The sequence below is a fragment of the Barnesiella sp. ET7 genome, assembly GCF_024733785.1.
GTDB classification, from domain to species: Bacteria; Bacteroidota; Bacteroidia; order Bacteroidales; family Barnesiellaceae; genus Barnesiella; species Barnesiella merdigallinarum.
This window is the reverse complement of sequence record NZ_JANRHM010000008.1, coordinates 119,628-142,946: the sequence shown is the minus strand read 5'-3', so window position 1 is coordinate 142,946 and position 23,319 is coordinate 119,628. Positions and strand designations below refer to the sequence as shown.

Sequence of the window (23,319 nt, the reverse complement as noted above, 5' to 3'; positions counted from 1 at the left end):
GATTGTTCAACAAAAAAATCTACATTTGTACTCCCGAAACCCGACGATGGTTCGGGACATAAAACCGAAAAACCATGCTACAAGAGATTAAAAACCGCATATTGGCCGGTGGGGAGATTACTCCCGACGAGGCCATCGACCTGGCTCTGCATGCCGACCGCACCGAACTCTACGCCGCGGCCGACGAAATCCGCCGGAAGTTCTGCAACCGCACTCTCGACAGTTGCTCCATTATCAATGCCCGCTCGGGTCACTGCCCCGAAAACTGCAAGTGGTGTGCCCAGTCGGCCCACTACAACACCCGCATCGAGACCTACGACGCCATACCCGAAGAGGAGGCCATGACGATGGCCCGGCTCCACGAGTCGCAGGGCATCAGGCGGCTCTCGCTCGTGACCAGCGGCCGCAGCGTGCAGGGCTCCGACCTCGACTACTTCTGCAACCTGTACCGCCGCATGGGCCGCGAAACCCACCTGCAGTTGTGCGCCTCGATGGGCCTGCTCAAGCGGGAGGAGCTGCAAAAGCTGAAAGAGGCCGGCGTGAAGCGCTACCACTGCAACCTCGAGACCGCCTCGTCCTACTTTCCCGAACTCTGCACCACGCACACCTCGGAACAGAAAAAGGAGACCATCCGCGCAGCCCAGGAGGTGGGGCTCGAAATCTGCTCGGGCGGTATCATCGGCATGGGCGAGACTCTGCAGCAACGCATCGAGCTGGCCTTCGAACTGAAGGAGCTGGGCGTCTGCTCCGTACCCATGAACATCCTCAGCCCCATACCGGGCACCCCGCTCGAACACACGGCCCCCATCAGCGACGAAGATATACTGGTGACCATCGCCATCTTCCGCTTCGTGCTGCCCCGCGCCTTCATCCGCTTTGCCGGTGGCCGGGCACGCCTCTCGCGCGACACTCAGAAACAGGCCCTGCTGGCCGGGCTCAACGGTCTGCTCATGGGCGACATGCTCACCACTCTGGGGTCGGGCGTCAACGACGACAAGGCCCTGATTGCCGAGGCCGGATACGACCCGCTGTAAAAAGCGACAGACGGTCATAACAACCGGGGCTCCCCACTCTGCCCCGCACCGCATAAAAAAGGCTGTTGCCCCTCGCGAGGCAGCAGCCTTTTGCCGTTTATTCAAATTCAATCTCTCGGGGTATTCCCCCGCCGTTCAGTCGCCCGGTTCCAGCTGGAAAATCTGCTCGACCGGTTTCTGGAATACCTGGGCAATCTTCAAAGCCAAGATGGTCGAGGGGACAAACCGCCCCGTCTCGATGGCATTGATGGTCTGCCGGCTCACACCGGTAGCTTCGGCCAGTGCCTGCTGGGTCATGCGAAGCTCGGCCCGTTCGGCCCGTATCCTATTCTTCATGGCTCAACGATTTTTTAAGGCGCCACAACTTCACCTCATACACTACCAAAAAGACCAGCAAGACCGTGAATATATTCCCGATCATGACACACAGATAGTCGAGTTCATAGAAACAGAGAGCCGACACGACCACAAAGGCCGTATTCAAATAAAGCGCAACCAGCAACGAGTTGAGCCGCACCTGAGTGATGAGCTCGTCCTCAATCGGCTCGCGCGAACAGACCACAAACAGACTGCCCACGCTGATGCCTATGATGGCTATGTTGTTGAGGAGACCGATCATCACATTCGATGTCAACACCCGATACAACCCGCTGGCGGGGTCTATCCCCTTCAGCAAATAGGTGGGGAAACCGTTGCAACCGTCGACAAACATCATAAGCCCGATAATAAAGGTGGGAATGAGAATAGCCCAACCGACTTTCTTAAAGCTGTGGGGCAACAGAAAAATCTTTTTCATAAGCATGACTGATTTCGGTTTGTAAATAGATGGATTTCTCTCTCGCCACAAATGTAAAGTTTATTTTACATTTTGACAAACTTACACGACAAAATTATTATTAAAAAAATTTAACCCGGAATAGTTCCTGTGCGGGTGATGTAAAGGAAAATTCACCTCTCCCCCTGTGTTTTCTGCAAGAAAATATAGAGGAGTGACGTAGGCAGTGACGTAGGGTTTCCTCTTCTGCGCTTCCTGCAAATGCCAAGGAGTTACATTTAAACTCTCCCCCTGTGTTCTCCACAAGGGGAATATAGGGGGAGCGCCGCAGGCGAGGGGGAGCCTCTTCTGCGCTTCCTGTAAATGCCAAGAAGTTACAGTTAAACTCTCCCCCTGTGTTTCCCGCAAGGGGAATATAGGGGGGAGTGCCGTAGGCGAGGGGGTTGAGAGATACTGTGACCGAGAGATTTTCAACCCCTCCGTCACTACGTGACACCTCCCCTTTCTCGGCTATCGCCAAGCAGAGGAAGAGGAATCTATCCACTACTACCGGCAATCCAAAGGGCAGGAGAACTATCTTCATTTCTCCCCTGTGGCACGACAGTGATATAGGGGAGAAACCGAGGGGATAGCCCCGAGGAGAGGGGTTGAAAAAGTGGGAATAAAGTTTTTATATGAGTGTATTCAACCCCTCCGTCACTGCGTGACACCTCCCCTATATTCTCCTTACGGAGAACACAGGGGGAGGAGTTTTAATGTATTCCCTGTCAGCCTCCTTTTTTATTCCTTTTTTTCACCCCCTCTCGGCGTGGCACCTCTCCTCTATTGCCGATGCGACATAGAGGAGAAACTTAAAACTATCCATTTATTATTCTTATGAGAGTCTGGTAGTGAACGGAAAAATATTCTTTTGTCTATTTCCCCGCTGATTTTTACTGTTCCCATGAAAAAAGATAAAGGCGAGAAGGATTTCCCGCAAGACCTTGCACTTCCGACCAAATGCTTAACAGTCTTGCAATAACGGATAATGTCGGCGTTGTGTGTTTTTTTTGTGTTTCAGGTAGATAGATAGGATAACAAGATTGGTAGCACTCACGACGATTGCGTCACTGAGCACAATCAAACTTTGCAAAGATAGGACTTTATTCTTAATTGCAACTATTTTTATCGTTATTTTTTTTGCAAAAAAAAGATTTTTCATTCGGTTTTTATCTTCAGACTCAATGACAGAATGGATTCCATGACGATTTTACCAAACATACCGCACAACCCAAACACACGAGACCATGCCCCACCCTCCCCTTTTTCACCACCGACCGACAGAGTCATTTGCCCAATCGCTACTTTTGTCGTAAATTTGAGTCCGTTTAACATCAGACTATGATCAGTTACTTACAGATAGAGAATCTTACCAAATCGTTTGGCGACCGCATCTTGTTCGAAAACATATCGTTGGGCATCGGCGAGGGCGACCGCGTGGGACTCATTGCCAAAAACGGAGCGGGCAAAACCACTCTGCTCAATATACTGGCCGGGAAGGAGGATTACGACAACGGGCAAATCACCTGCCGCAACGGATTGCGGGTAGGCTATCTGGAACAGTCGCCCTCGTACGCTCCCGAGCTGACAGTCATCGAAGCCTGCTTCCAATCCGATAACGAAACGGTGCGCCTCATCGCCGACTACGAACGGGCCCTGCAGGCCAACGACCCCGACCGGCTGCAAGAGCTGCTCGACCGCATGGAGCATGCCAAGGCCTGGGACTATGAACAACGGGCCAAACAGATACTCTCGCAACTCAAGATTACCCACTTCGACCAACCGATACGGGAACTTTCGGGCGGCCAGTTGAAGCGCCTGGCGCTGGCCAACGTGCTTATTACCGAACCCGACCTGCTGATTCTCGACGAGCCTACCAACCACCTCGACATCGATATGACCGAGTGGCTCGAGGAGTTTCTGCGACGCTCCAACACCACACTGCTCATGGTCACCCACGACCGCTACTTCCTCGACCGGGTGTGCAACCAGATTGTCGAAATCGACGACCACACCCTGTACAGCTACAAGGGCAATTACAGCTACTACCTCGAAAAGCGCGAGGAGCGCATCGAGATACACAATGCCGAGATAGACCGCGCCCGCAACCTCATGCGCACCGAGCTGGAATGGATTCGCCGCCAGCCGCAGGCCCGGGGCACCAAAGCCAAATACCGCATCGACGCCTTTGCCGACCTGCAGGAGAAGGCCCGCCGCGAAAAAGCCGCCGGGCAGGTGCGGCTCGAGGTGAAATCGTCGTACATCGGCTCCAAGATTTTCGAGGCCAAGGGTATCACCAAGAGCTTCGGCGACCTGAAGATTATCGAGGACTTCAACTACACCTTCACCCGTTACGAAAAGATGGGTATCGTGGGCAATAACGGTACGGGCAAGTCGACCTTTATCAAGATGCTTATAGGCCAGGTACAGCCCGACCGGGGCCGGTTCGACATCGGCGAGACGGTCAAGTTCGGCTATTACAGCCAGGAGGGCATGCAGTTCAACGACCAGATGAAGGTAATCGACGCCGTGCGCGACATCGCCGAGGAGATTTCACTGGGCGACGGCCGCAAGCTCTCGGCCTCGCAGTTCCTGCAACACTTCCTCTTCACCCCCGAGACCCAGCACAACTACATCTACAAACTGAGCGGCGGCGAGCGGCGGCGACTCTACCTCTGCACGGTACTCATCAGCAACCCCAACTTTCTGGTGCTCGACGAGCCCACCAACGACCTCGACATCGTCACCCTCAACGTGCTCGAAGACTATCTGCGCAACTTCAAGGGGTGTGTGATTGTCGTCTCGCACGACCGCTATTTCATGGACAAGGTGGTCGACCACCTGCTGGTATTCCGGGGAAATGGCGTACTAAAGGATTTTCCCGGCAACTATACCGACTATCGCGAATGGCGCGAGGCTCAGGAGCAGAAGGCCCGCAACGAACAGGCCGAACGCGCCCGCCAGGAGAGCAAAAAGGCGGCCCCCGAAAAACGGACCTCTGCCGAGAACAGCCGCCGGCGCCTCTCGTTCAAGGAGAAGAAGGAGCTCGAGCAACTCGAAACAGAGATTGCCGCACTCGAGGAAGAGAAGAAGAGCATCGAGACCGCCCTCTGCAGCGGTACCCTCGGGGTAGACGAGCTGACCGAAAAATCGAAACGGCTGCCCGAGGTCAACGACCTGCTCGACGAGAAGACCCTGCGCTGGCTCGAACTGAGCGAAATCGAGGGATAACCACCTACACATACACGAAGCGGGCACGGCACCGTCTCACTGGAGAACGGCCGTGCCCGCTTGACGTATATATCCAAAGAACCTCTTATCGTTTGAAATAGATATATTTCGGCTCACTGGGCTCATAGGATTCGTCATCCCACAGGGTACTCGTAATCATCAAATCGGCGCTGTACCGGTTGCAGGCAATAGGCACATTGTGCACCCGACACTGACGCAACAGCATCTGTATATCGGCCTCGTGCGGTTGCGGGTTGAGATCGTCGATAAGGAAGATGGCCAAGTCGACCTGATGGCGCACCACCAATGCGGCTATTTCGGCATCGCCACCCAACGGACCCGAGTTCATGCAGGTCACATCGGCCGGGATATGCAACTCATCAAAAGCCTCCTTAACCAAATGTCCCGTCGTACCCGTACACACCAGATGATGGTGCGACAGCAACTCGGCATTGTGTTTCACCCACTCCACCATATCGGCTTTGCGGTTATCATGCGCAACCAGCGCAATGGTTAATCTCTTTTTCATAGCTCCTTACTTTTAAGATTGAACACTTTGATATTTTCTGTGGATAGACCGCTGGTGTATCATCAGCACCACGACGGCTATCACGAATGCAATGAAATCGGATATGGGCATGCTCCACCACACCCCGTTGGTCGACCAGTAATCGGGCAATATCAGCAGCAACGGCAGCAGGAAAAGCAACTGCCGCGACAGGGAGAGAAATATCGACACCGGCGCCCGCCCTATCGACTGGAAGAAGTTGGAAATCACAATTTGACAACCCACAAAGGGGAACATGGCACAACAGATGCGCAACCCCACCACCGACAAGTCTACCAACTCTTCGCTCGTAGTAAAGAGGGCCACGATGGCATGGGGAAACAACTCGCTCAAGATAAAGCCCACGGTCATTACCGACACTCCAGCCGTGATGCCGTAGCGCAACACCTTGCGCACCCGGTCGTACTGCTTGGCACCGAAGTTGTAACCCACGATAGGCTGCATGCCCTGAGTAATACCCATCACAATCATCACAAAGAGCATGAGCGTGCGGTTCACGATACCGTAGGCACCGATGGCCAGGTCGCCGCCCGTACGCTGCAACGCGTTGTTGATGAAGATCACCACCACGCAGGCACACACGTTCATCAGGAAGGGCGACATGCCTATCGAGAAAATCTTGCCTACCACCCGGGCCTTCAGCCGGGCATAACGGCGGTCGAAGTGAACGAAACTGTTTTTATTGGAAAAGTGCACCAGCACCCACACCATGGCTACCGTTTGCGAAGCTACCGTGGCCAGTGCAGCCCCCCGGATGCCCCAACCCAGCGAGAAGATGAAGATAGGGGCCAATATCACGTTGCACCCCACCGTAAGCAGCGACGAGAGCATGGCCTTGCGGGGATAACCCGTGGCCCGCATCACGTTGTTGAGACCGATAAAGACATAGGTAATGGGGGTACCCAGCAGAATCACCTGCATGAAGTCGCGGGCGTAGGGCAACGTGTCGTGACTGGCACCGAAGAAGAGCAGAATGGGATCGAGAAACAGGAAGGTCAACCCACCGAAGCAGATGGCATTGACAATGCACATGAACAACACATTGTGCACTACCTCGGTAGCCCGCACCTGGTCGCCCTGCCCCAGGAAGATGGAGCTGATGGTGGCACCGCCTATACCCACCAGCGTACAAAAGGCAACCACCAGGTTCATCAACGGGAAGGTAATGGCCAGACCGGCGATAGCCAACGCCCCTACTCCATGGCCGATAAAGATACTGTCGATGATGTTGTAGAGCGATGTAACAGTCATCGCGATAATAGCCGGCACCGAATACTGTACCAACAGTTTACCGATAGGCTCGGAACCGAGAATCAATGGGGAAGTACGATCTGTCATAGTTTTTCCTAATTTCGCAATTATGCCAACAAAAACAGAACCCGATGAGCAAAGCCCTGTTGCAGGCCCCGTTCTATCTTTGTCTCTCCGCGACAAAGGTACAAATTATTCGGCACCCTTGGCATGAACATAAGTATTTTATAACAAATCGGTATTTTTAATAAAACACACAGAGTGCAACAGTTGTTCGCAAACCGCACATGACACACTCGTCTACGACATTATCCCTCTCGCATACACCCCACGCACCATCGCGGTTCATTAAAAAAATTAAATTCTCCGAAAACAGAACTGTTTTTTGCAACTCCTTGTTATATTTGCGAAAGGAACAGGGAGTCTCGGTCACGTACGGCACGCGGCGACAACCCGCAAGAGCCTCCGTTCCAATCTGTTATCCAAACCGTTAATTCGAAAAGAGACAATGAAAAAGCTTTTATTATTGGTTATCATAAGTTTAGCTCTGTTCTCCTGCGAAGGTCCCATGGGTCCGCAAGGTCCGCAGGGAGTACCTGGCGAAGGCATGTACTGGAAATACTACACCTACACCGTGAAGTCGCAAGACTGGGAACTCGTCACCACCGAAGACGGGCTCAACACCTACTACATGTATGTGTTCCAAAATGCCGACATCACCGACGACCTCTACCTCAACGGCTACGTGCTGGGCTACCTGGTACAATCGCCCGGCACCAACGACGAGGTCATCACCCCCCTGCCCTACACCATACACCGGGGCAGCACCGACGCCCAGAGCGGCCAGGAGATGCTCTGGACCGAGACCTATACCTACGACTACATGCCGGGCAGCGTGGCCTTCTATGTGCAATACAGCGACTTTGCCCAACAGCGCCCCGAGGATATGGTATTCCGCCTGGTGCTCAACAATTAGGAATCCTGTAAAACAAAGACAAATAAATCTCATTTCGAGGCTGTACCCGGCAAACGAGTGCGGCCTCGAAGTGTATATGGGCCCTGCCGCTCCTTATATTACTTCCTCCCCGGCTCAATTCAAAATCAGTCTCTCGTTTTTGGCCGGCTATCGAAGCCGGACATAGAAGGACCCACACCGGCCAATAAAAAGGGGAATATCCACTCCCATCCGGCCATACGACCAAAAGGATAACCCAGATAACCAAGACAATAAACATCCACCCCAATAAAACGGCTGCAGCCACCACATTTTGAGAAACTTTGCAAATTCGCGGTCCTTTTTGGTTCTTTGTTTGCATCTGTTTGGTTTCTGTAAAGATTATTATCTATCTTCGCTATTGATATGGCAGTACAAACAGATTTACCTCAAATAGCAGCCCTGAAGATGGCTGCAGAAAAGCGTTTCGGTCACAAGATAGAGAGCCGATCCGACTTTACCCTTTTCGGTGCAGAGATTGAACGTATCACCAACGAACATCTGGCCGACAACACCCTGCGCCGCCTTTGGGGGTGCATCAAAGGGTATAGCACCACCTATACCCGCACGCTCGACGTGCTATGCCGTTACATCGGGTTCAACCACTGGGAGGCATTCTGCAGCCATCTGAAACAGGACTCCAAAACCGAATCGGACATTCTGCAAAGCCATCACTCCATCCGGGTCGAGGAACTCGCCCCGGGCGACCGGCTACGCATCGGGTGGCTGCCCGACCGCGTGTGCATCATCGAATTTCAGGGCGGTCGCACCTTCAAGGCCATCGACTGCAAAAACTCTACCTTGCAAAACGGCGACAGCTTCGAGTGCAGCATACTGATGAAACACTATCCGCTCTTTGTCGACAATCTGGTACATGGGGGCGAACTGTGCCAGCGATATGCCATGGGCCTCGACAACGGGCTGACCATTCTCGAGAAACTGTAATCCGGGTTTTCCACCCGGTAACGGCATCGCACCGCTCACCGATTATTGCCTGTCCGCCAATTTCTATTACCATATTTTTTTCAGACTCTCATTATAATCGCTATATTTACTCCCGAACTACAAATAGCGAATCATGAGGATATATTCCAAGCCTACATACCTGGAAACGGAGCCAACCGATACATCCATAACCATTCTCGGGGTAATCAGCGAAGGGCGCATGTTCCGCATCTACAAGGCGCAGAAAGGGACCAAGTATATTATCCTCAAGACACCGGTTGCCGACGATTCGATGCTGCTCGAGATTCTTCGCCGGGAATACGAGCTGTCCTGTAACCTGAATCACCCCTGCATTGTCAACACCCTGGAGTTCAACCCCAGCACCCCCGTGGGGCCGGCCATTGTCATGGAATATATCGACGGCCTGACGCTCGACGAATTTGTAGCGACCAATCCCACTCTGGATGAGCGCAAATCGGTGCTCAACGACATTCTCGACGGGATGGACTACCTGCACCACCGCGGCATCATACACAACGACCTGAAGCCCGACAACATCATTGTCAACGGCAACAAGGCGGCCCGCATCATCGATTTCGGGTTCTCGGCCAGCGCCGACAGTGCCTACAAAGGCTACATCGGCGGCTCCGACGGATACACCGCCCCCGAGATTCTCAACGGCACCGGGTCGGCCGGGACGACCTCCGACATCTTCACGCTCGGCCGCCTGATAAACCTGATTTTCGGAGGCCGCAAATATGTGCATATAGCCCGCCGGTGCAGCCAGACAGACCCGTCGGAACGGCCCCGGAACATACAGGCCCTGCGTGCCCTGATCAAACGCCGGGACCGCCAGCCGGTTATCGTCGCATCGGTCGCCGCCGTGCTCATCGTGGCCGCATCGGTCACGGCATCCCTTATCCATCGGCACAACGAAACGATGCAAATCGAGCAACGCATCACCCAAGGCATCGACTCGGTATATCAGAAAACGGCCGATGAAATCAAGGCACAGACCCTGCAGGACTCTATCCAAACCGAAAAGCAGATTGTCGAAAAAGTAGCCTCCTATACCCAGGAGACCGAGCAGGCCCGACTCGCCCAAAAGCTGCAACGCCGGGAAGTGCTCCGCAAGCGTTTCGAAAAAGAATTCGCCCCCTATTACGAACCGGCAATTGCCCAGATAAAAAAACAGAAATACAAGGAAATGGCTATCATGTACGCCGGTCCCTATTACAGATTCACGATGCCCTACCTGAAATCGATTGTGCAGAAATATCCGCCACACCCCGACGGCACAGTGGCCGAAGAGACCGATGTGGCCTTTGCGGTATACACCCGCCAACATCACACCATCGACTCGCTGTGCTCCTCGCTACCCACCGTCAACACCCTCCCACCCGCGCAGCACGACTCGCTCGTACGCATAATGGCCCGATTGGGCAAGAAGCTGGGATTCTGACCGCCCGCAAACGGAACGAGCCCCGACCTTACAGCCGGAGCCCGTCCCCTCTTTTCACGACGTTGATATTAAATTATACAACAATCCCCTGTGAATAGCAGTAAATATTTAAAAAGCGACACATTAACACCCGTAATTCTTTCATTTCACAAATGGAACAATCCATACGCTATTACATGAATTGTATCCACTTCACCAGCTTGTTATTGGCATCGAAATAGAAGTAGCAATAATCTTTGTTGTTATTGACCTCATAGTGGTAATCGCCAAAGATGTTATACTCTTTCTTCATGTCCAGGAACTTCAAGGAGTAGCATTTGAGTCCACCTTTATTACCCATAAAGACGAACCGGCTCGTACCGATTTTGGAGGCATACTCTTCCACGGCCGATTTCGGCATACCCTTATAGAAGTCGTTGAAAACCATAGACTCCGCTGTTTTGTTAATGATACATCTGGTTTTACCGTCCTTCGTAGCCAACACGGCACATATAATGGGCTTGTTCACACTTCCCCGACAAATACCATATGCATCCATGTCCTTCATACGAACCAAAAAGATTTTCCCCGAGACAAAAAAATTAAAAGACTGGAGCACATTTTGTGATTTCAAATATTGCAAGGTCTCCCCCGAAAAAGTAGGTATCAGCCGCACCGTCTTACCCAACTCGCCAAAATCATCGATTTCCCAAGTCATTCTATCGCAGAGTATCGGTTGGCCGTTAACGATAAGAGCGTCTGTGGGCAAACTGATAGGAGTTGTCCCTTCAATAATATCAAAATCGTCGTATGCGAACAGGCTTATCGAAGTTAACAGCCCCACCAGCAAAAACAAAATTTTTTTCATAACCGAATATTTAATGTGTATATATCAATCTGCATAACTCTCCGGCACCCCATCGCCCGCCGAGGCGTGAACACCCGGCATCCACGGAATTGTCTGCCGGGGCTCACTCCTCGAGATGCGATGAAAAAAGTTAGTTCATGTTTTGTGCAGCCTGAAGCATCTTCTGGTTAATCTTATTGAACCGGCTTAATTGAGCAGGAGACAATTTGCTCGTAGCATCCGCCATTTTCTGGCTGACCTCCTGAGCCTTGCTCATATAACTCGTATACTCCGACACGGCACTCAAATCGCCGGAACTGGCCTTTTTCAGTAACGAGATGTACATATCGACATACTCTTCATACGAATCCAGCAGGGAATCCCAATCTTCACCATCGCTATCGCTGGAAACTGCTGCGTCGCTGGAATCACTATCCGATACAGTGGCATTACTTTCCCCTCCCAAGACAATGCTAGTAGGAGTTTCATCAGGGGTAAACTGTACAGCATTCTTAAAGCGTTCTCGTGCTAATTCATCATTACCATAATTTACTTCAAACACGAATACGGCCGTATCGCCCATGTTTCCCGTAAGGAATTTCTTAAATTTAAGATCATCTTCACTTCTCATACTCAAAGCGTCAATTCTTGACCCACTTTCATCGACAAGATTAATATAAACCCCTCCTAAGAAAGAAGACTGAAAGTGAATATCACGGGCATCCACATCTTTAATTCCGTCTTGTATCAGCTTCAAAGTAACCTTAAGACGCAAGTATTGATAGTATTCTTTTTCCGTATAAGTCAACTCGGCAGGTTGATCTACTACTTCCACATATTTTGCCACCTCTCCAGCAGAAAACTCAGTAGTTGTTGGAGTAATGTTTTTGGGTTCTTCTCCAGATCCCGAACAAGATGCCATCATAGCCACAATAGCGGCAAGTCCAAATACAAAAAGAGTCTTTTTCATAATAATTTTGTTTAATTTGATAATTTTATTTAATACAAATAGTTATTTAGATTTTGTCTTTACTGCCTTTATATTACAGATTGGGGATAAATTACCCGTGACACGTCATCAAGCATCTCACGGTTCAAGCAGATTTCTGTTCGTCTTACCAATTCAGCAAGGTACGACCCTCTTTGTCGGTGAACTTACCAGCCAAAATCATAATCCAGTCGATGAAGGTCCAGATACCTAATCCACCGAGCGTGAACAACATCGCTATGGCCGTTCCCGTTTTCCCTACATAGAAACGGTGTGCACCCAGACTACCTAAAAAGAAACAGAAGAGGAAAGCAACCAAACGGCTCTTCTCACTGGCTCCCGACTTTACATCGCTATTGATTCCCGTAGGTGTTCCACATTTGGGGCAAGCTACCGAACCTTCTTCAAGGTTAGCTCCACATTTTTGACAATACATAGTTTTTAATATTTAAGGTGAATACTAATAAATGTTGATTTTTCTGCAAATATCTATATTCACCCTTAAAAAACCATAGCCCTTTTTGGGCCTACTTTTAGGGCTACGAATCATATCTACCTCATTTTCAACAATAAATACATCCAAATACATAGTCCTATCCCGGGAACATGCAGGACCTCCCCCCGGGTGCAGAGCCACGCATCCCCTACCGCGCGGCACAAGGCAGAAAACAAAAGCGCCCTGAAAGTGTTGTAACTTTCAGGGCGCTGCCTATTGATAAAACGATTATTTGCTTAACAAGCCTTGAAGCTCATGTCGAGCCCCTTCACCGAGTGGGTGAGCGCACCCACCGAGATGAAGTCGACGCCACACTCGGCATAGTCGCGTATGGTGTCGTAGGTGATACCGCCCGACGACTCGGTTTCATATTTGCCGCCGACAATTTTCACCGCCTCGCGAGTGAGCTCGGGCGAGAAGTTGTCGAGCATGATGCGGTCGACGCCGCCCACGCGCATCACTTCGCGCAGCTCGTCAAGATTGCGCACCTCGATTTCGATCTTCAGGTCTTTGCCTTTCTCTTTCAGATAGTGGTGACAGCGGGTAATGGCGTTTTCGATACCGCCGGCAAAATCGACATGGTTGTCTTTCAACAAAATCATGTCGAAGAGCCCGATGCGGTGGTTCACCCCGCCGCCTATCTTCACGGCAGCCTTCTCGAGCATGCGCATGCCCGGCGTGGTCTTGCGGGTGTCGAGTATGCGGGTGTGCAGCCCCTCGAGCCGTTTCACATAACGGCGGGTCATGGTAGCGATACCGCTCATGCGCTGCATCACGTTGAGCATGAGGCGCTCGGTTTGCAAAAGCGATTGCACACGTCCCTCAACAACAAAGGCGACATCGCCGGGTTTCACCTCGGCTCCATCCTCGATATAGACGGTCATCTTCAACTCGGGGTCGAAGCGGTGGAATATCTCGCGGGCTACCTCCACACCGGCCAATACACCGGGTTCCTTAATCAGCAATTTCGATTTTCCCATGGCCGTTGCGGGTATACAACACAAGGTCGTGTGGTCTCCGTCGCCTATATCCTCGGCAAATGCCAGGTCGATCAACTCGTCGACCAACTGCTCGGTAGTTTTCATATCTTTCTGTTTTTATATTTTTTAAGCAACCGCAAAGATAACACAAGGGAAAGAGCAAAACAAGTTTGATTTTACTCTTTGTTTATAGTAATTTTGCAGAAAATTTACAAAACAGCATGAAAATATCGCTACTGGTCGTGGGTAAAACGGTGGAACCGTACTTTGTCGCTGGCATCGAGGAGTACAGCAAACGGCTCGCGCACTATGTGCCGTTCGAGACGATTGTCATCCCCGAACTGCGCAACACCAAAAGCCTCAGCACCGACCAGCAAAAGGAACGGGAGGCCGACCTCATCCTGAAGGCCTTGCAGCCCGGCGACTACATCGTGCTGCTCGACGAGCACGGCAAGGAGTTCACCTCGATGCAGTTTGCCGCCTATCTCGAAAAGAAGATGGCCAACGTGGCCAGACGGCTGGTCTTCGTCGTGGGGGGCCCCTACGGATTTTCCGACCGCATCTACCAGACGGCTCACGAAAAGATTTCGCTCTCGAAGATGACCTATTCGCACCAGATGATTCGCCTCATCTTCACCGAACAACTCTACCGGGCCATGACTATTCTCAACAACGAACCTTATCATCACGAATAAGCATGAAACGGTTTTTCTACCAATCAATCCTCACCGCAGCCCTGTTGCTGGCCTGCACCGCCCCGGAGGCCCATGCCCGGGAATACAGCAGTCAGGTGGGCTCGTTGTGGAACTTCACCGTGTCGAAACAGTTCGGCCGGGTGAACCTGCAACTGCAGCAAAACGTATGGACTCTGGGCAAATACTACGAGCGCTACATGCCCATCTTCACGGTATCGTATACCGCCATACCCAAGTATTTGAAATTGAACGTGCTCTACTATTACATGAACCAGCAGACTCCCCCGGGCACCTACAAGAACCGCAACCGGTACCACCTGGGGGCTACCTTCTCCTACCCGGTGAACCGGTGGTCCATGTCGCTCAGCTCGCGATTCGAGTCGACCTACACGGTGGGCACCAGCAAACCGGTGAACAAGTGGCGGAACAAGTTGCTCTTCAGCTACGCCATCCCCGACAGTCGCTGGACCCCCTTCTTCCACGCCGACATATTCCTCATGCTCAACGGCAGCCACGCCGGTGAGTTCGACCGGGTATGGTACGACGCCGGAGTCGAATACCGCATCGACAACAAAAACGCCATCGAGTGCAAGGTGCGTGAGGAGCACCTCATCAGCACGGCTCCCCAGCAACTCAACACCTTTATTTCATTTGGCTATAAGCTGAAGCTGTAAGCAGAGAGGAAGAGACATCACCCCTTAATCGACCCAGAAGAGGTCGCTCATCACATCGTCGGAGGTGAAGATACCCTGGCGGGTAATACGCATCACACCGTTGTCGATAGCGAGCCGTCCGCCCCGCAAGTGCGGCTGTGCCTGCTCGAGACAATATTGCAGACGCTCCTCGCCGAAGTCGGCCCGCAACCGTTCCAAATCGAGCCCCCAGCAGGTGCGCAGCGAGGTAAGGATACGCTCGTTGTAGAGGCTGTCGCGGCTCTCGCACTCCTCGTCGCAGGCCGTTCGCCCCGACTCGACAGCCTCGACATACCTGCGCAACGAAGCGGGATTGATGCGCCGCACCCGACCGTCGTAGCTGTGAGCCGCCGCACCAAGCCCCAGGTAGGGCACCCCGGTCCAGTACGAGGTATTGTGCCGGGCATACCGCCGGTCGCGGGCAAAATTGGAAATCTCGTAGTGCTCATATCCGGCAGCGGCCAGCCGGTCTATCAGTTCGTCGAACATCCGCAGCGACAACTCCTCGTCACACTCCTTCACCTCGCCCCGCTCGCGCATGCGCCACAGGGCCGTGCCCACCTCATAAATAAGACTGTAAGCCGAGATATGCGACACGCCCAGCGATACCGCCTGTTGCAGATTGGCCTGCCATCCCTCGAGGGTCTGGCCCGGCAGTCCATAGATGAGGTCGATGCTGAGGTTGTCGTAGCCGGTCGCCTGGCAAAGCTCCACCGCCTCGACAGCCCCCCGGGCCGTATGGCGCCGGCGCAGGAAGGCCAGGTCGGCATCGGAGAAACTCTGCACACCCATACTCAAGCGGTTGACCGGCGTATCGGCCAGCGACGCGACAAACTCGGGAGTCACATCATCGGGATTCGCCTCGAGGGTCACCTCGCTGCACGCCCCCCAGTCGACCACCGTCGAGAGGGCGTCGAACAGTCGGGCCCGCTCGGCCACCGTGAGCGTCGAGGGTGTCCCCCCGCCCAGATAGACGGTCGACACCGGCTCTCCCCCCAGCTCGTCGCGACGCAACTGCAGTTCGCGGCACACCGCCTCGACATAGCGCCCGCGCCACGACGAGTCGGTCGACGAAAAGAAGTCGCAATAGACACAGCGACTCGTACAAAACGGAATATGTATATAGATACCAGCCATCAAGGTGCAAAAGTACAAAACTTCGATTCACAAACAATGTTTTGTAACATAGTTTGCACCGTTGCTTTTTCGGAATATAATTTCTAATTTGCGAACGCTTTGTTTCAAACGCGCCACAAGCGTTCTTGTTTTATCAAAAAACTTTAATATCATGAAAGTTTACCAATCTCACGAAATCAAAAACATCTCCCTCTTGGGAAGTAAAGGCTCGGGTAAGACCACCCTCGCAGAAGCTATGCTCTACGAGTGTGGTGTAATAAAACGCCGCGGGACCGTCGAAGGTAAGAACACCGTATCGGACTATTTCCCTGTGGAAAAAGAGTATGGATACTCGGTATTTTCCACAGTTTTTTATGCCGAATTTTTAGGAAAGAAACTAAACGTGATCGACTGCCCGGGAGCCGACGACTTCGTGGGTAGCGCCATCACCGCCCTCAATGTAACGGATACGGGAGTCATCGTCATCGACTCGCAATACGGTGTCGAGGTAGGAACTCAAAACATCTTCCGTACAGCCGAAAGCCTGAATAAACCCATTCTTTTCGCCATGAACCAACTCGACGGCGAAAAGGCCGATTACGAAAACGTAATCCACCAGATGCGCGAGACATTCGGCAACCGAATCGTTCAAGTGCAATACCCGCTCAGTTGCGGACCGTCGTTCAACGCCATGATCGACGTACTGCTTATGAAAATGTATAGCTGGTCGCCCGAAGGCGGCAAGCCCACCATATCGGACATTCCCGAAAGCGAAATGGAAAAAGCTCGGGAACTGAATCAAAAACTGGTCGAAGCCGCTGCCGAAAACGACGAGACCCTGATGGAGAAATTCTTCGAGCAAGGCTCCTTGACCGAAGACGAGATGCGCGAAGGTATCCGCAAGGGATTGGTAACGCGCAGCATCTACCCCGTATTCTGTGTGAGCGCCCTGCGCGACATGGGTGTACGCCGTATGATGGAGTTCCTCGGCAACGTGGTTCCCTTCGTATCGGAGATGCCCAAACCCGTGAACACCGCAGGCGAAGAGGTAGCCCCCGACGCCAACGGCCCCACGAGCCTCTTCTGCTTCAAGACAACAGTCGAGCCCCACATCGGCGAGGTCTCCTACTTCAAAGTCATGTCGGGTACGGTACACCAAGGCGACGACCTCGTGAACGTAGATCGTGGCGACGGCCGCGAGCGGTTGGCCCAGCTCTTCTGCGTGTGCGGCCAGATACGCACCCCGGTCGAAGAACTCCAGGCCGGCGACATAGGCGCTTCGGTCAAGCTCAAAGACGTGCGCACGGGCAACACCCTCAATGCCAAAGGCTGTGAATATCACTTCGACTTCATCAAATACCCGGCTCCCAAATACCAGCGGGCCATCAAGCCGGTCAACGAGGCCGATGCCGAGAAGCTGAGCGAAATCCTCACCCGCATGCACGAAGAGGACCCCACCTGGCAAATCGAGCAATCGAAAGAGCTGAAACAGACCATCGTCTCGGGACAGGGCGAATTCCACCTGCGCACCCTCAAATGGCGTATCGAAAACAACGACAAACTCGCTGTCGAATTCATCGAGCCGCGCATCCCCTATCGCGAAACCATTACCAAGGCAGCCCGTGCCGACTACCGCCACAAGAAACAGTCGGGTGGTGCCGGACAGTTCGGCGAGGTTCACCTCATCGTCGAGCCCTACTACGAAGGTATGCCGGCTCCCGACACCTACAAGTTCAACAACCAGGAGTACCGCATGAACGTGCGCGACACCCAGACCATCGACCTCGAGTGGGGCGGCAAGCTGGTGGTTTGCAACTGTATCGTGGGCGGTGCCATCGATGCCCGCTTTATCCCGGCCATCGTCAAGGGATTGATGGACCGCATGGAGCAAGGCCCCCTCACCGGCTCGTATGCCCGCGACGTGCGTGTTTGTATCTACGACGGTAAGATGCACCCGGTAGACTCGAATGAAATCTCCTTCCGCCTGGCCGGCCGCAACGCCTTCAGCGAAGCCTTCCGCAACGCCGGGCCCAAGATTCTCGAGCCCGTTTACGACGTAGAGGTGCTCACCCCGTCGGATGTCATGGGCGATGTGATGAGCGACCTGCAAGGGCGCCGCGCCATCATCATGGGTATGGCCAGCGAAAAGGGTTTCGAAAAGATTACCGCCAAGGTACCCTTGAAAGAGATGTCGTCCTACTCGACCGCACTCAGCTCGATTACCGGCGGCCGCTCGTCGTTCTCGATGAAATTCGCCTCGTACGAACTCGTTCCTTCCGACGTTCAAGAGAAGCTGCTCAAGGCCTACGAAGCTGAACAAACCGACGAATAAAGCCCCGTTTTGTTAAATAATTAAAAAGCCACTGGTTTTTCCCAGTGGCTTTTTTGCATATAAACACTTATTTGTTAAATTTGCGGGAAAGTGTTAAACAATAAGCTTTTATAGGTTTTCATAAAATAAAACAAAAATAGCGGATTCGGTGTTTATGTAATAAATTTGTGCAAATGATGTAAAAAACACAAGCACCGCACCCGTTCAACCGGAAAAAACAAAGAGGCAAACGCAATGAAAAAGTCAACAATCTGGCTACTGGCCATCATTATGGCACTCACGTTTATCGGGTTGCTCTATATACAAATCATGTATATGGAGAACATGATAAAAATGAGGAACGAGCAATTTACCGAAGCCGTTAAACGGAGCCTGTATGCGGTATCGACAAGCCTCGAACTGGACGAAACGCAACGCTATCTGGACGAGTACCTGGAAGAAGAGGAAAAGAAAATGCTCTCCTCTTACGAACAGAGAAACGACCAGCAAGACATCACTACGCACCATCAGTTCTCCATCGTGTCGCCCGACGGTTCGGTGGCGAGCTTCTCTTTCCGCGAGCAGACGAGCACCATCATCACCCCGGCAGCTCCGCAGCCCAAGGACCACAACACCCTCATCAGCACCTACCGCAACATGCAAGAGGCCCGCAAGGGACAATACCTCTACCAGAAGGGACTGCTCAACGAGGTGATACTCAACATGCTCAGCAAGGCCAGCACGCGGCCCGTGATGGAGCGTATCGACATCAAGAAACTCGAGACCTACCTGAAATCGGAGTTTGAGAACAACGGGCTCAACCTGCCGTTCCAGTTTGCCATCTACAACAAGAACGAAAAGATTCTTTACAGTTCCAACCAGTACGATCCCAAGATCGAAGGGAACCTCTTCACCCAGGCCATCTTCCCCAACGATCCGCCGGCCCGTATCAACTACCTGAAGGTCTACTTCCCCACCAAGCGGAACTACATATCGAGCTCGGTCAAGTTCATGATACCCTCGTTTGCCTTCACCTTCATCCTGTTGGTAACCTTCCTGTTTACCATCATCGTAGCCTTCCGCCAGAAGAAGCTCACCGAGATGAAAAACGACTTTATCAACAACATGACCCACGAGTTCAAGACCCCTATCTCGACCATATCGCTGGCGGCCCAGATGCTCAACGACCCCTCGGTGGCCAAGAGCCCGGCCCTGTTCCAGCACATCTCGGGCGTCATCAACGACGAGACCAAGCGGCTGCGCTTCCAGGTCGAGAAGGTGCTGCAGATGTCGATGTTTGACCGGCAGAAGACGCTGATGAAACTGCACAACGTCGACGTGAACGACATCGTGACCAGCGTAATGAGCACCTTCAAACTGAAGGTCGAGAAGTATGGCGGCGTAATCGACGCCGACCTCGAAGCCGAAGATGCCATCGTATCGGTCGATGAGATGCACTTTACCAACGTCATCTTCAACCTGCTCGACAACGCCGTGAAATACCGCCGCGAAGAGGAGCCCCTCTCGCTCTTCATCCGCACCCGCACCATCGGCGACAAGGTCGAGATTTCGATTCGCGACAACGGTATAGGCATCAAACGGGAAGACCTGAAAAAGATATTCGACAAGTTCTATCGCGTATCTACCGGCAACCGCCACGACGTGAAAGGTTTCGGACTGGGCCTCGCCTACGTCCACAAAATCATCACCGACCTCAAGGGCGACATCCGCGTAGAGAGCGAGATTAACCAAGGTTCGACATTTATAATTACACTACCACTAATAAAAAACAAATGATTATGGAAGAAAGATTGCGTATTCTACTCTGCGAAGATGATGAGAATCTGGGCATGCTGTTAAGAGAGTATCTGCAAGCCAAAGGCTATGCCGCCGACCTCTTCTCCGACGGTGAAAGCGGATACAAGGCATTCCTCAAAGGCAAATACGACCTGTGCGTGCTCGACGTGATGATGCCTAAAAAAGACGGATTCACACTGGCCCAAGAGATTCGTACCGTAAACAGCGAAGTCCCCATCATATTCTTGACTGCCAAGTCGCTTAAAGAAGACATCCTCGAAGGTTTCAAAATCGGTGCCGACGACTATATCACCAAGCCCTTCAGCATGGAAGAGCTCGTGTTCCGTATCGAAGCCATCCTGCGCCGCGTAAAGGGCAAGAAGGGCAAAGAGGTGACCATGTACAAGATCGGACGCTTCACCTTCGATACCCAGAAACAGGTTCTCGCCATCGACGACAAAAGCACCAAACTCACCACCAAGGAGTCGGAGCTGCTCAGCCTCCTGTGCGCTCACGTCAACGAGATTCTCGAGCGGAACTTCGCCCTCAAGACCATCTGGATCGACGACAACTACTTCAACGCACGAAGCATGGATGTTTACATCACCAAACTGCGTAAACACCTCAAAGACGACCCGTCGATCGAAATCATCAACATCCACGGCAAGGGCTACAAACTCATTGCCCCCGATGTAGAAGCCAAAACGAAATAAACCTCGTCTGCACAAACTCCTGAAAAGGCGGCCCGCAAAGCCGCCTTTTCTTATGTCCGACAACCTGGTCCGGAGCCGACACGACACACCCCGGCCATCAATTCATCGTCTTAAAATTTGTTTCTACCTCGGGGGTACACTATCTTTGCAACCAAACCACATCAAACGAAAAAGAAACAGTCCATGTTACGTATCCTTACATTCCTATACCAGTGGCTCATCGCCATGCCTATCCTGCTCGTACTCACCCTGCTCACCGCCATCATCACCCTCATCGGGTGCCGCCTGGGCAAAGGCAACGTCTGGGGCTACTACCCCGCCCACATCTGGTCGCGGCTCTTCTGCATCTTCTCGCTGGTACGTATCGAAGTACGCGGGCGCGAAAACATCGACAAAAATACCTCCTATGTATTCGTGGCCAACCACCAGGGAGCCTACGACATATTTCTCATCTACGGCTACCTCAACCACAATTTCAAGTGGATGATGAAAAAGAGCCTGCGCCACATCCCCTTCGTGGGGAGCGCCTGCGCCGCCGCCGGCCATATCTTTGTCGACAACTCCACCCCCAGCGGTGTGAAAGAGACCCTGCAACAGGCCGAAGCCACCCTGCAGGGCGGCATGTCGCTCGTCGTATTCCCCGAGGGAGCCCGCACCTGGACCGGTGCCATGCGTCCCTTCAAACGCGGAGCCTTCCAGCTGGCCGTAGAGTTTTCGCTCCCCGTGGTACCCCTCACCATCGACGGAGCCTTCGCCGTGATGCCCCGCACCACCTACAACTTCAAACCGGGAAAAATCATCCTCACCATACATCCGCCCATCTATCCCGATAAGAATCAAGGACATGACCTCGACCGGCTGATGAAAGAGTCGTATCAGGTAATCGAATCGGCTCTCCCGTTGAGAGGATGAAGTGTAAAAAAATATTAAACACGAGAAAATTTGTGCCTCTAATGATGGCCATATAAAAATAAAATTGCAACTTTGCAGTCGCAAAACAAAAACAAAGCTTGTCCGGTGGTGTAATGGTAGCACTTCGGATTCTGGTTCCGCCTGTGAGGGTTCGAATCCTTCCCGGACAACAAAAAGCCACCTTCTTTCACGAAGGTGGTTTTTTTGTATACTCCCCTTTTGTTATAAATCGAAGATTTTTCCGTATGTTTGTAAGTAGAATATGATTTCAAAATCTTTTCGTCATGCGACAAATCATCACCCACTTTACCGACGATGACCTGTATAAGTTTACCATGTGCTGTGCCGTAATCGACAACTTCCCGCGAGCACAGGTGAAATATACCTTTACCGACCGCGACAACACCGTCTATCCGGCCGGATTTGCCCAGGCTCTGAGCGAACAGATAGAGATGCTCGACTCGGTCATCATCACCGACGAAGAAATCGAGTTTATGAAACGGCAGTGCCGCTATATCCCCACCTGGTTCTACACCTACCTGAAGGGCTTCCGCTACAACCACGAGTGGGTGAAGGTGCGTCAGGACGAGGAGGGGCACCTGCATGTCGACATCGAAGGCAGTTGGGCCAACACCATTCTGCTGGAGGTAAAACTGCTGGCCATCATCTCGGAACTCTACTACGCCATGACCGGCCAGAACCAACACTTCGACTACGACGCGTACTACACGAAAACCAGCGAAAAAGGCAAACGGCTATTGGAGGCCGGGTGCGTATTCAGCGACTTCGGTACCCGCCGCCGGGCCTCGTTCGAGAGCGAAGATACCGTGGTGCGTGCCTTGAAAGCGTGCGACCACAGCCAGCAATGGCCCGGCCGGTTTGTCGGCACCAGCAACGTATACCTGGCCATGAAGCACGACCTGCTGCCGGTGGGCACCATGGCTCACGAATTTATCTGTGCCATAGGGGGCATGTTCGGCCCGCAGATGGCCAACCACATGGCCATGGACTACTGGCGCAACACCTTCCGCGGTGCGTTGGGTACCTTCCTCTACGACAGCTTCGGGTGGAACATATTCAGCATGAACTTCTCGGAAGACTTTGCCAACCTCTTCAAAGGACTGCGCATCGACAGCGGCGACAACTACGAGCAGCTGATGAAGATTGTGGAGAAATACCGCTCGCTGGGCATCGACCCCAAGAGCAAGCAAATCATCTTCAGCAACGCCCTGAATACCCAGCAGGCCATCGAGATACAACAGTATGCCCGGGACTACTGCCAACCCTCGTTCGGGATAGGCACCCACTTTACCAACGACTTCGACGGCATAAAACCGATGAACATCGTCATCAAGCTCATTGCGGCCAAAATCACCGAATCGTGGTCGTTCTACAACGACACCTGCAAGATAAGCGAAGACGACGGCAAGCACACGGGTAATGCCGAGGTGATTGCCCGGTTCATGGAGGCGCTGCATATGAAATAATTTGGGG

At 52.5% G+C, this 23,319-nt stretch carries 22 protein-coding genes and 1 tRNA gene; 13 read left to right on the top strand and 10 right to left on the bottom strand.

The window, feature by feature from the left end:
* Positions 1-74: 74 nt before the first annotated feature.
* Positions 75-1,034 (top strand): biotin synthase BioB, encoded by a 960-nt coding sequence (gene bioB, locus NW211_RS07005; RefSeq protein WP_258327385.1) that lies wholly within the window; start codon positions 75-77, stop codon positions 1,032-1,034.
* A 135-nt stretch (positions 1,035-1,169) separates the two neighbouring features.
* On the opposite strand, the gene NW211_RS07000 is transcribed toward bioB, so the two are convergent.
* The 3 genes from NW211_RS07000 to NW211_RS06990 form a co-directional block, all read right to left on the bottom strand.
* Positions 1,170-1,370: a helix-turn-helix transcriptional regulator gene (locus NW211_RS07000; RefSeq protein WP_087408530.1), complete on the bottom strand. Its 201-nt coding sequence runs from the start codon at positions 1,368-1,370 to the stop codon at positions 1,170-1,172.
* Positions 1,360-1,830, bottom strand: a complete 471-nt coding sequence (locus NW211_RS06995; protein WP_258327384.1) for a hypothetical protein — start codon at positions 1,828-1,830, stop codon at positions 1,360-1,362. The genes NW211_RS07000 and NW211_RS06995 overlap by 11 nt, the downstream gene beginning before the upstream one ends.
* Before the next feature lie 100 nt (positions 1,831-1,930).
* A complete protein-coding gene (locus tag NW211_RS06990) occupies positions 1,931-2,392 on the bottom strand; it encodes a hypothetical protein (RefSeq protein ID WP_258327383.1) in 462 nt (153 codons plus the stop codon).
* A gap of 797 nt (positions 2,393-3,189) precedes the next feature.
* Here NW211_RS06990 and NW211_RS06985 point away from each other — a divergent pair.
* Positions 3,190-5,079, top strand: coding sequence for an ABC-F family ATP-binding cassette domain-containing protein (locus tag NW211_RS06985; protein WP_258327382.1), 1,890 nt, complete (start codon positions 3,190-3,192; stop codon positions 5,077-5,079).
* 85 nt (positions 5,080-5,164) lie between these two features.
* Here NW211_RS06985 and NW211_RS06980 read toward each other — a convergent pair whose 3' ends face one another.
* Together NW211_RS06980 and NW211_RS06975 are read right to left on the bottom strand one after the other, a co-directional pair.
* Positions 5,165-5,608 carry a methylglyoxal synthase gene (locus tag NW211_RS06980; RefSeq protein WP_258327381.1) on the bottom strand — a complete coding sequence of 148 codons (444 nt, stop codon included), beginning with the start codon at positions 5,606-5,608 and terminating at the stop codon, positions 5,165-5,167.
* Positions 5,609-5,620: 12 nt separating this feature from the next.
* Complete coding sequence (locus tag NW211_RS06975; protein ID WP_087408535.1) at positions 5,621-6,985, bottom strand: MATE family efflux transporter; 1,365 nt, start codon at positions 6,983-6,985, stop codon at positions 5,621-5,623.
* A gap of 421 nt (positions 6,986-7,406) precedes the next feature.
* Between NW211_RS06975 and NW211_RS06970 the strand changes: the two genes are divergently transcribed.
* The 3 genes from NW211_RS06970 (at position 7,407) to NW211_RS06960 (ending at position 10,299) form a co-directional block, all read left to right on the top strand.
* A complete protein-coding gene (locus NW211_RS06970) occupies positions 7,407-7,874 on the top strand; it encodes a hypothetical protein (RefSeq protein ID WP_258327380.1) in 468 nt (155 codons plus the stop codon).
* Between the two features lie 426 nt (positions 7,875-8,300).
* On the top strand, positions 8,301-8,837 hold the full coding sequence (locus NW211_RS06965; protein WP_258327379.1) for a hypothetical protein: 537 nt from the start codon (positions 8,301-8,303) through the stop codon (positions 8,835-8,837).
* Positions 8,838-8,970: 133 nt separating this feature from the next.
* Entirely contained in the window at positions 8,971-10,299 is a 1,329-nt protein-coding gene (locus NW211_RS06960; RefSeq protein WP_258327378.1) for a protein kinase, read from the top strand.
* A gap of 172 nt (positions 10,300-10,471) precedes the next feature.
* Here the strand turns inward: NW211_RS06960 and NW211_RS06955 are convergent, their stop codons facing one another.
* The 4 genes from NW211_RS06955 to nadC form a co-directional block, all read right to left on the bottom strand.
* A complete protein-coding gene (locus tag NW211_RS06955) occupies positions 10,472-10,726 on the bottom strand; it encodes a hypothetical protein (protein ID WP_143240927.1) in 255 nt (84 codons plus the stop codon).
* A 550-nt stretch (positions 10,727-11,276) separates the two neighbouring features.
* Positions 11,277-12,095, bottom strand: a complete 819-nt coding sequence (locus NW211_RS06950) for a DUF6591 domain-containing protein (protein WP_258327377.1) — start codon at positions 12,093-12,095, stop codon at positions 11,277-11,279.
* Positions 12,096-12,240: 145 nt separating this feature from the next.
* Positions 12,241-12,549, bottom strand: coding sequence for a TM2 domain-containing protein (locus NW211_RS06945; RefSeq protein WP_087408541.1), 309 nt, complete (start codon positions 12,547-12,549; stop codon positions 12,241-12,243).
* 296 nt (positions 12,550-12,845) lie between these two features.
* Positions 12,846-13,694: a carboxylating nicotinate-nucleotide diphosphorylase gene (gene nadC, locus NW211_RS06940; RefSeq protein ID WP_258327376.1), complete on the bottom strand. Its 849-nt coding sequence runs from the start codon at positions 13,692-13,694 to the stop codon at positions 12,846-12,848.
* 116 nt (positions 13,695-13,810) lie between these two features.
* Between nadC and rlmH the strand changes: the two genes are divergently transcribed.
* Positions 13,811-14,284 (top strand): 23S rRNA (pseudouridine(1915)-N(3))-methyltransferase RlmH, encoded by a 474-nt coding sequence (rlmH, locus tag NW211_RS06935; protein WP_087408543.1) that lies wholly within the window; start codon positions 13,811-13,813, stop codon positions 14,282-14,284.
* A gap of 2 nt (positions 14,285-14,286) precedes the next feature.
* On the top strand, positions 14,287-14,958 hold the full coding sequence (locus tag NW211_RS06930) for a DUF2490 domain-containing protein (protein WP_087408544.1): 672 nt from the start codon (positions 14,287-14,289) through the stop codon (positions 14,956-14,958).
* A gap of 24 nt (positions 14,959-14,982) precedes the next feature.
* Here the strand turns inward: NW211_RS06930 and hemW are convergent, their stop codons facing one another.
* Positions 14,983-16,113, bottom strand: a complete 1,131-nt coding sequence (gene hemW, locus NW211_RS06925) for a radical SAM family heme chaperone HemW (protein ID WP_258327375.1) — start codon at positions 16,111-16,113, stop codon at positions 14,983-14,985.
* 151 nt (positions 16,114-16,264) lie between these two features.
* On the opposite strand from hemW, the gene NW211_RS06920 reads away from it, so the two are divergent.
* The 6 genes from NW211_RS06920 (at position 16,265) to pncB (ending at position 23,312) form a co-directional block, all read left to right on the top strand.
* A complete protein-coding gene (locus NW211_RS06920; RefSeq protein ID WP_087408545.1) occupies positions 16,265-18,424 on the top strand; it encodes a translation factor GTPase family protein in 2,160 nt (719 codons plus the stop codon).
* A 234-nt stretch (positions 18,425-18,658) separates the two neighbouring features.
* Positions 18,659-20,200, top strand: a complete 1,542-nt coding sequence (locus NW211_RS06915; protein ID WP_087408546.1) for a sensor histidine kinase KdpD — start codon at positions 18,659-18,661, stop codon at positions 20,198-20,200.
* Between the two features lie 2 nt (positions 20,201-20,202).
* On the top strand, positions 20,203-20,913 hold the full coding sequence (locus NW211_RS06910) for a response regulator transcription factor (RefSeq protein WP_087408547.1): 711 nt from the start codon (positions 20,203-20,205) through the stop codon (positions 20,911-20,913).
* A 183-nt stretch (positions 20,914-21,096) separates the two neighbouring features.
* Positions 21,097-21,825: a 1-acyl-sn-glycerol-3-phosphate acyltransferase gene (locus NW211_RS06905; RefSeq protein ID WP_087408548.1), complete on the top strand. Its 729-nt coding sequence runs from the start codon at positions 21,097-21,099 to the stop codon at positions 21,823-21,825.
* A gap of 99 nt (positions 21,826-21,924) precedes the next feature.
* Positions 21,925-21,995: transfer RNA gene (locus tag NW211_RS06900), tRNA-Gln, on the top strand.
* A gap of 114 nt (positions 21,996-22,109) precedes the next feature.
* On the top strand, positions 22,110-23,312 hold the full coding sequence (gene pncB / locus NW211_RS06895; RefSeq protein ID WP_258327374.1) for a nicotinate phosphoribosyltransferase: 1,203 nt from the start codon (positions 22,110-22,112) through the stop codon (positions 23,310-23,312).
* Positions 23,313-23,319: the final 7 nt, after the last annotated feature.

Bases quoted from the DNA above. Each gene is read 5' to 3' on its own strand.
- bioB (WP_258327385.1), top strand. From the start codon at position 75: ATGCTACAAGAGATTAAAAACCGCATATTGGCCGGTGGGGAGATTACT.
- NW211_RS07000 (WP_087408530.1), bottom strand. From the start codon at position 1,370: ATGAAGAATAGGATACGGGCCGAACGGGCCGAGCTTCGCATGACCCAG.
- NW211_RS06995 (WP_258327384.1), bottom strand. From the start codon at position 1,830: ATGAAAAAGATTTTTCTGTTGCCCCACAGCTTTAAGAAAGTCGGTTGG.
- NW211_RS06990 (WP_258327383.1), bottom strand. From the start codon at position 2,392: ATGAAGATAGTTCTCCTGCCCTTTGGATTGCCGGTAGTAGTGGATAGA.
- NW211_RS06985 (WP_258327382.1), top strand. From the start codon at position 3,190: ATGATCAGTTACTTACAGATAGAGAATCTTACCAAATCGTTTGGCGAC.
- NW211_RS06980 (WP_258327381.1), bottom strand. From the start codon at position 5,608: ATGAAAAAGAGATTAACCATTGCGCTGGTTGCGCATGATAACCGCAAA.
- NW211_RS06975 (WP_087408535.1), bottom strand. From the start codon at position 6,985: ATGACAGATCGTACTTCCCCATTGATTCTCGGTTCCGAGCCTATCGGT.
- NW211_RS06970 (WP_258327380.1), top strand. From the start codon at position 7,407: ATGAAAAAGCTTTTATTATTGGTTATCATAAGTTTAGCTCTGTTCTCC.
- NW211_RS06965 (WP_258327379.1), top strand. From the start codon at position 8,301: ATGGCTGCAGAAAAGCGTTTCGGTCACAAGATAGAGAGCCGATCCGAC.
- NW211_RS06960 (WP_258327378.1), top strand. From the start codon at position 8,971: ATGAGGATATATTCCAAGCCTACATACCTGGAAACGGAGCCAACCGAT.
- NW211_RS06955 (WP_143240927.1), bottom strand. From the start codon at position 10,726: ATGGTTTTCAACGACTTCTATAAGGGTATGCCGAAATCGGCCGTGGAA.
- NW211_RS06950 (WP_258327377.1), bottom strand. From the start codon at position 12,095: ATGAAAAAGACTCTTTTTGTATTTGGACTTGCCGCTATTGTGGCTATG.
- NW211_RS06945 (WP_087408541.1), bottom strand. From the start codon at position 12,549: ATGTATTGTCAAAAATGTGGAGCTAACCTTGAAGAAGGTTCGGTAGCT.
- nadC (WP_258327376.1), bottom strand. From the start codon at position 13,694: ATGAAAACTACCGAGCAGTTGGTCGACGAGTTGATCGACCTGGCATTT.
- rlmH (WP_087408543.1), top strand. From the start codon at position 13,811: ATGAAAATATCGCTACTGGTCGTGGGTAAAACGGTGGAACCGTACTTT.
- NW211_RS06930 (WP_087408544.1), top strand. From the start codon at position 14,287: ATGAAACGGTTTTTCTACCAATCAATCCTCACCGCAGCCCTGTTGCTG.
- hemW (WP_258327375.1), bottom strand. From the start codon at position 16,113: ATGGCTGGTATCTATATACATATTCCGTTTTGTACGAGTCGCTGTGTC.
- NW211_RS06920 (WP_087408545.1), top strand. From the start codon at position 16,265: ATGAAAGTTTACCAATCTCACGAAATCAAAAACATCTCCCTCTTGGGA.
- NW211_RS06915 (WP_087408546.1), top strand. From the start codon at position 18,659: ATGAAAAAGTCAACAATCTGGCTACTGGCCATCATTATGGCACTCACG.
- NW211_RS06910 (WP_087408547.1), top strand. From the start codon at position 20,203: ATGGAAGAAAGATTGCGTATTCTACTCTGCGAAGATGATGAGAATCTG.
- NW211_RS06905 (WP_087408548.1), top strand. From the start codon at position 21,097: ATGTTACGTATCCTTACATTCCTATACCAGTGGCTCATCGCCATGCCT.
- pncB (WP_258327374.1), top strand. From the start codon at position 22,110: ATGCGACAAATCATCACCCACTTTACCGACGATGACCTGTATAAGTTT.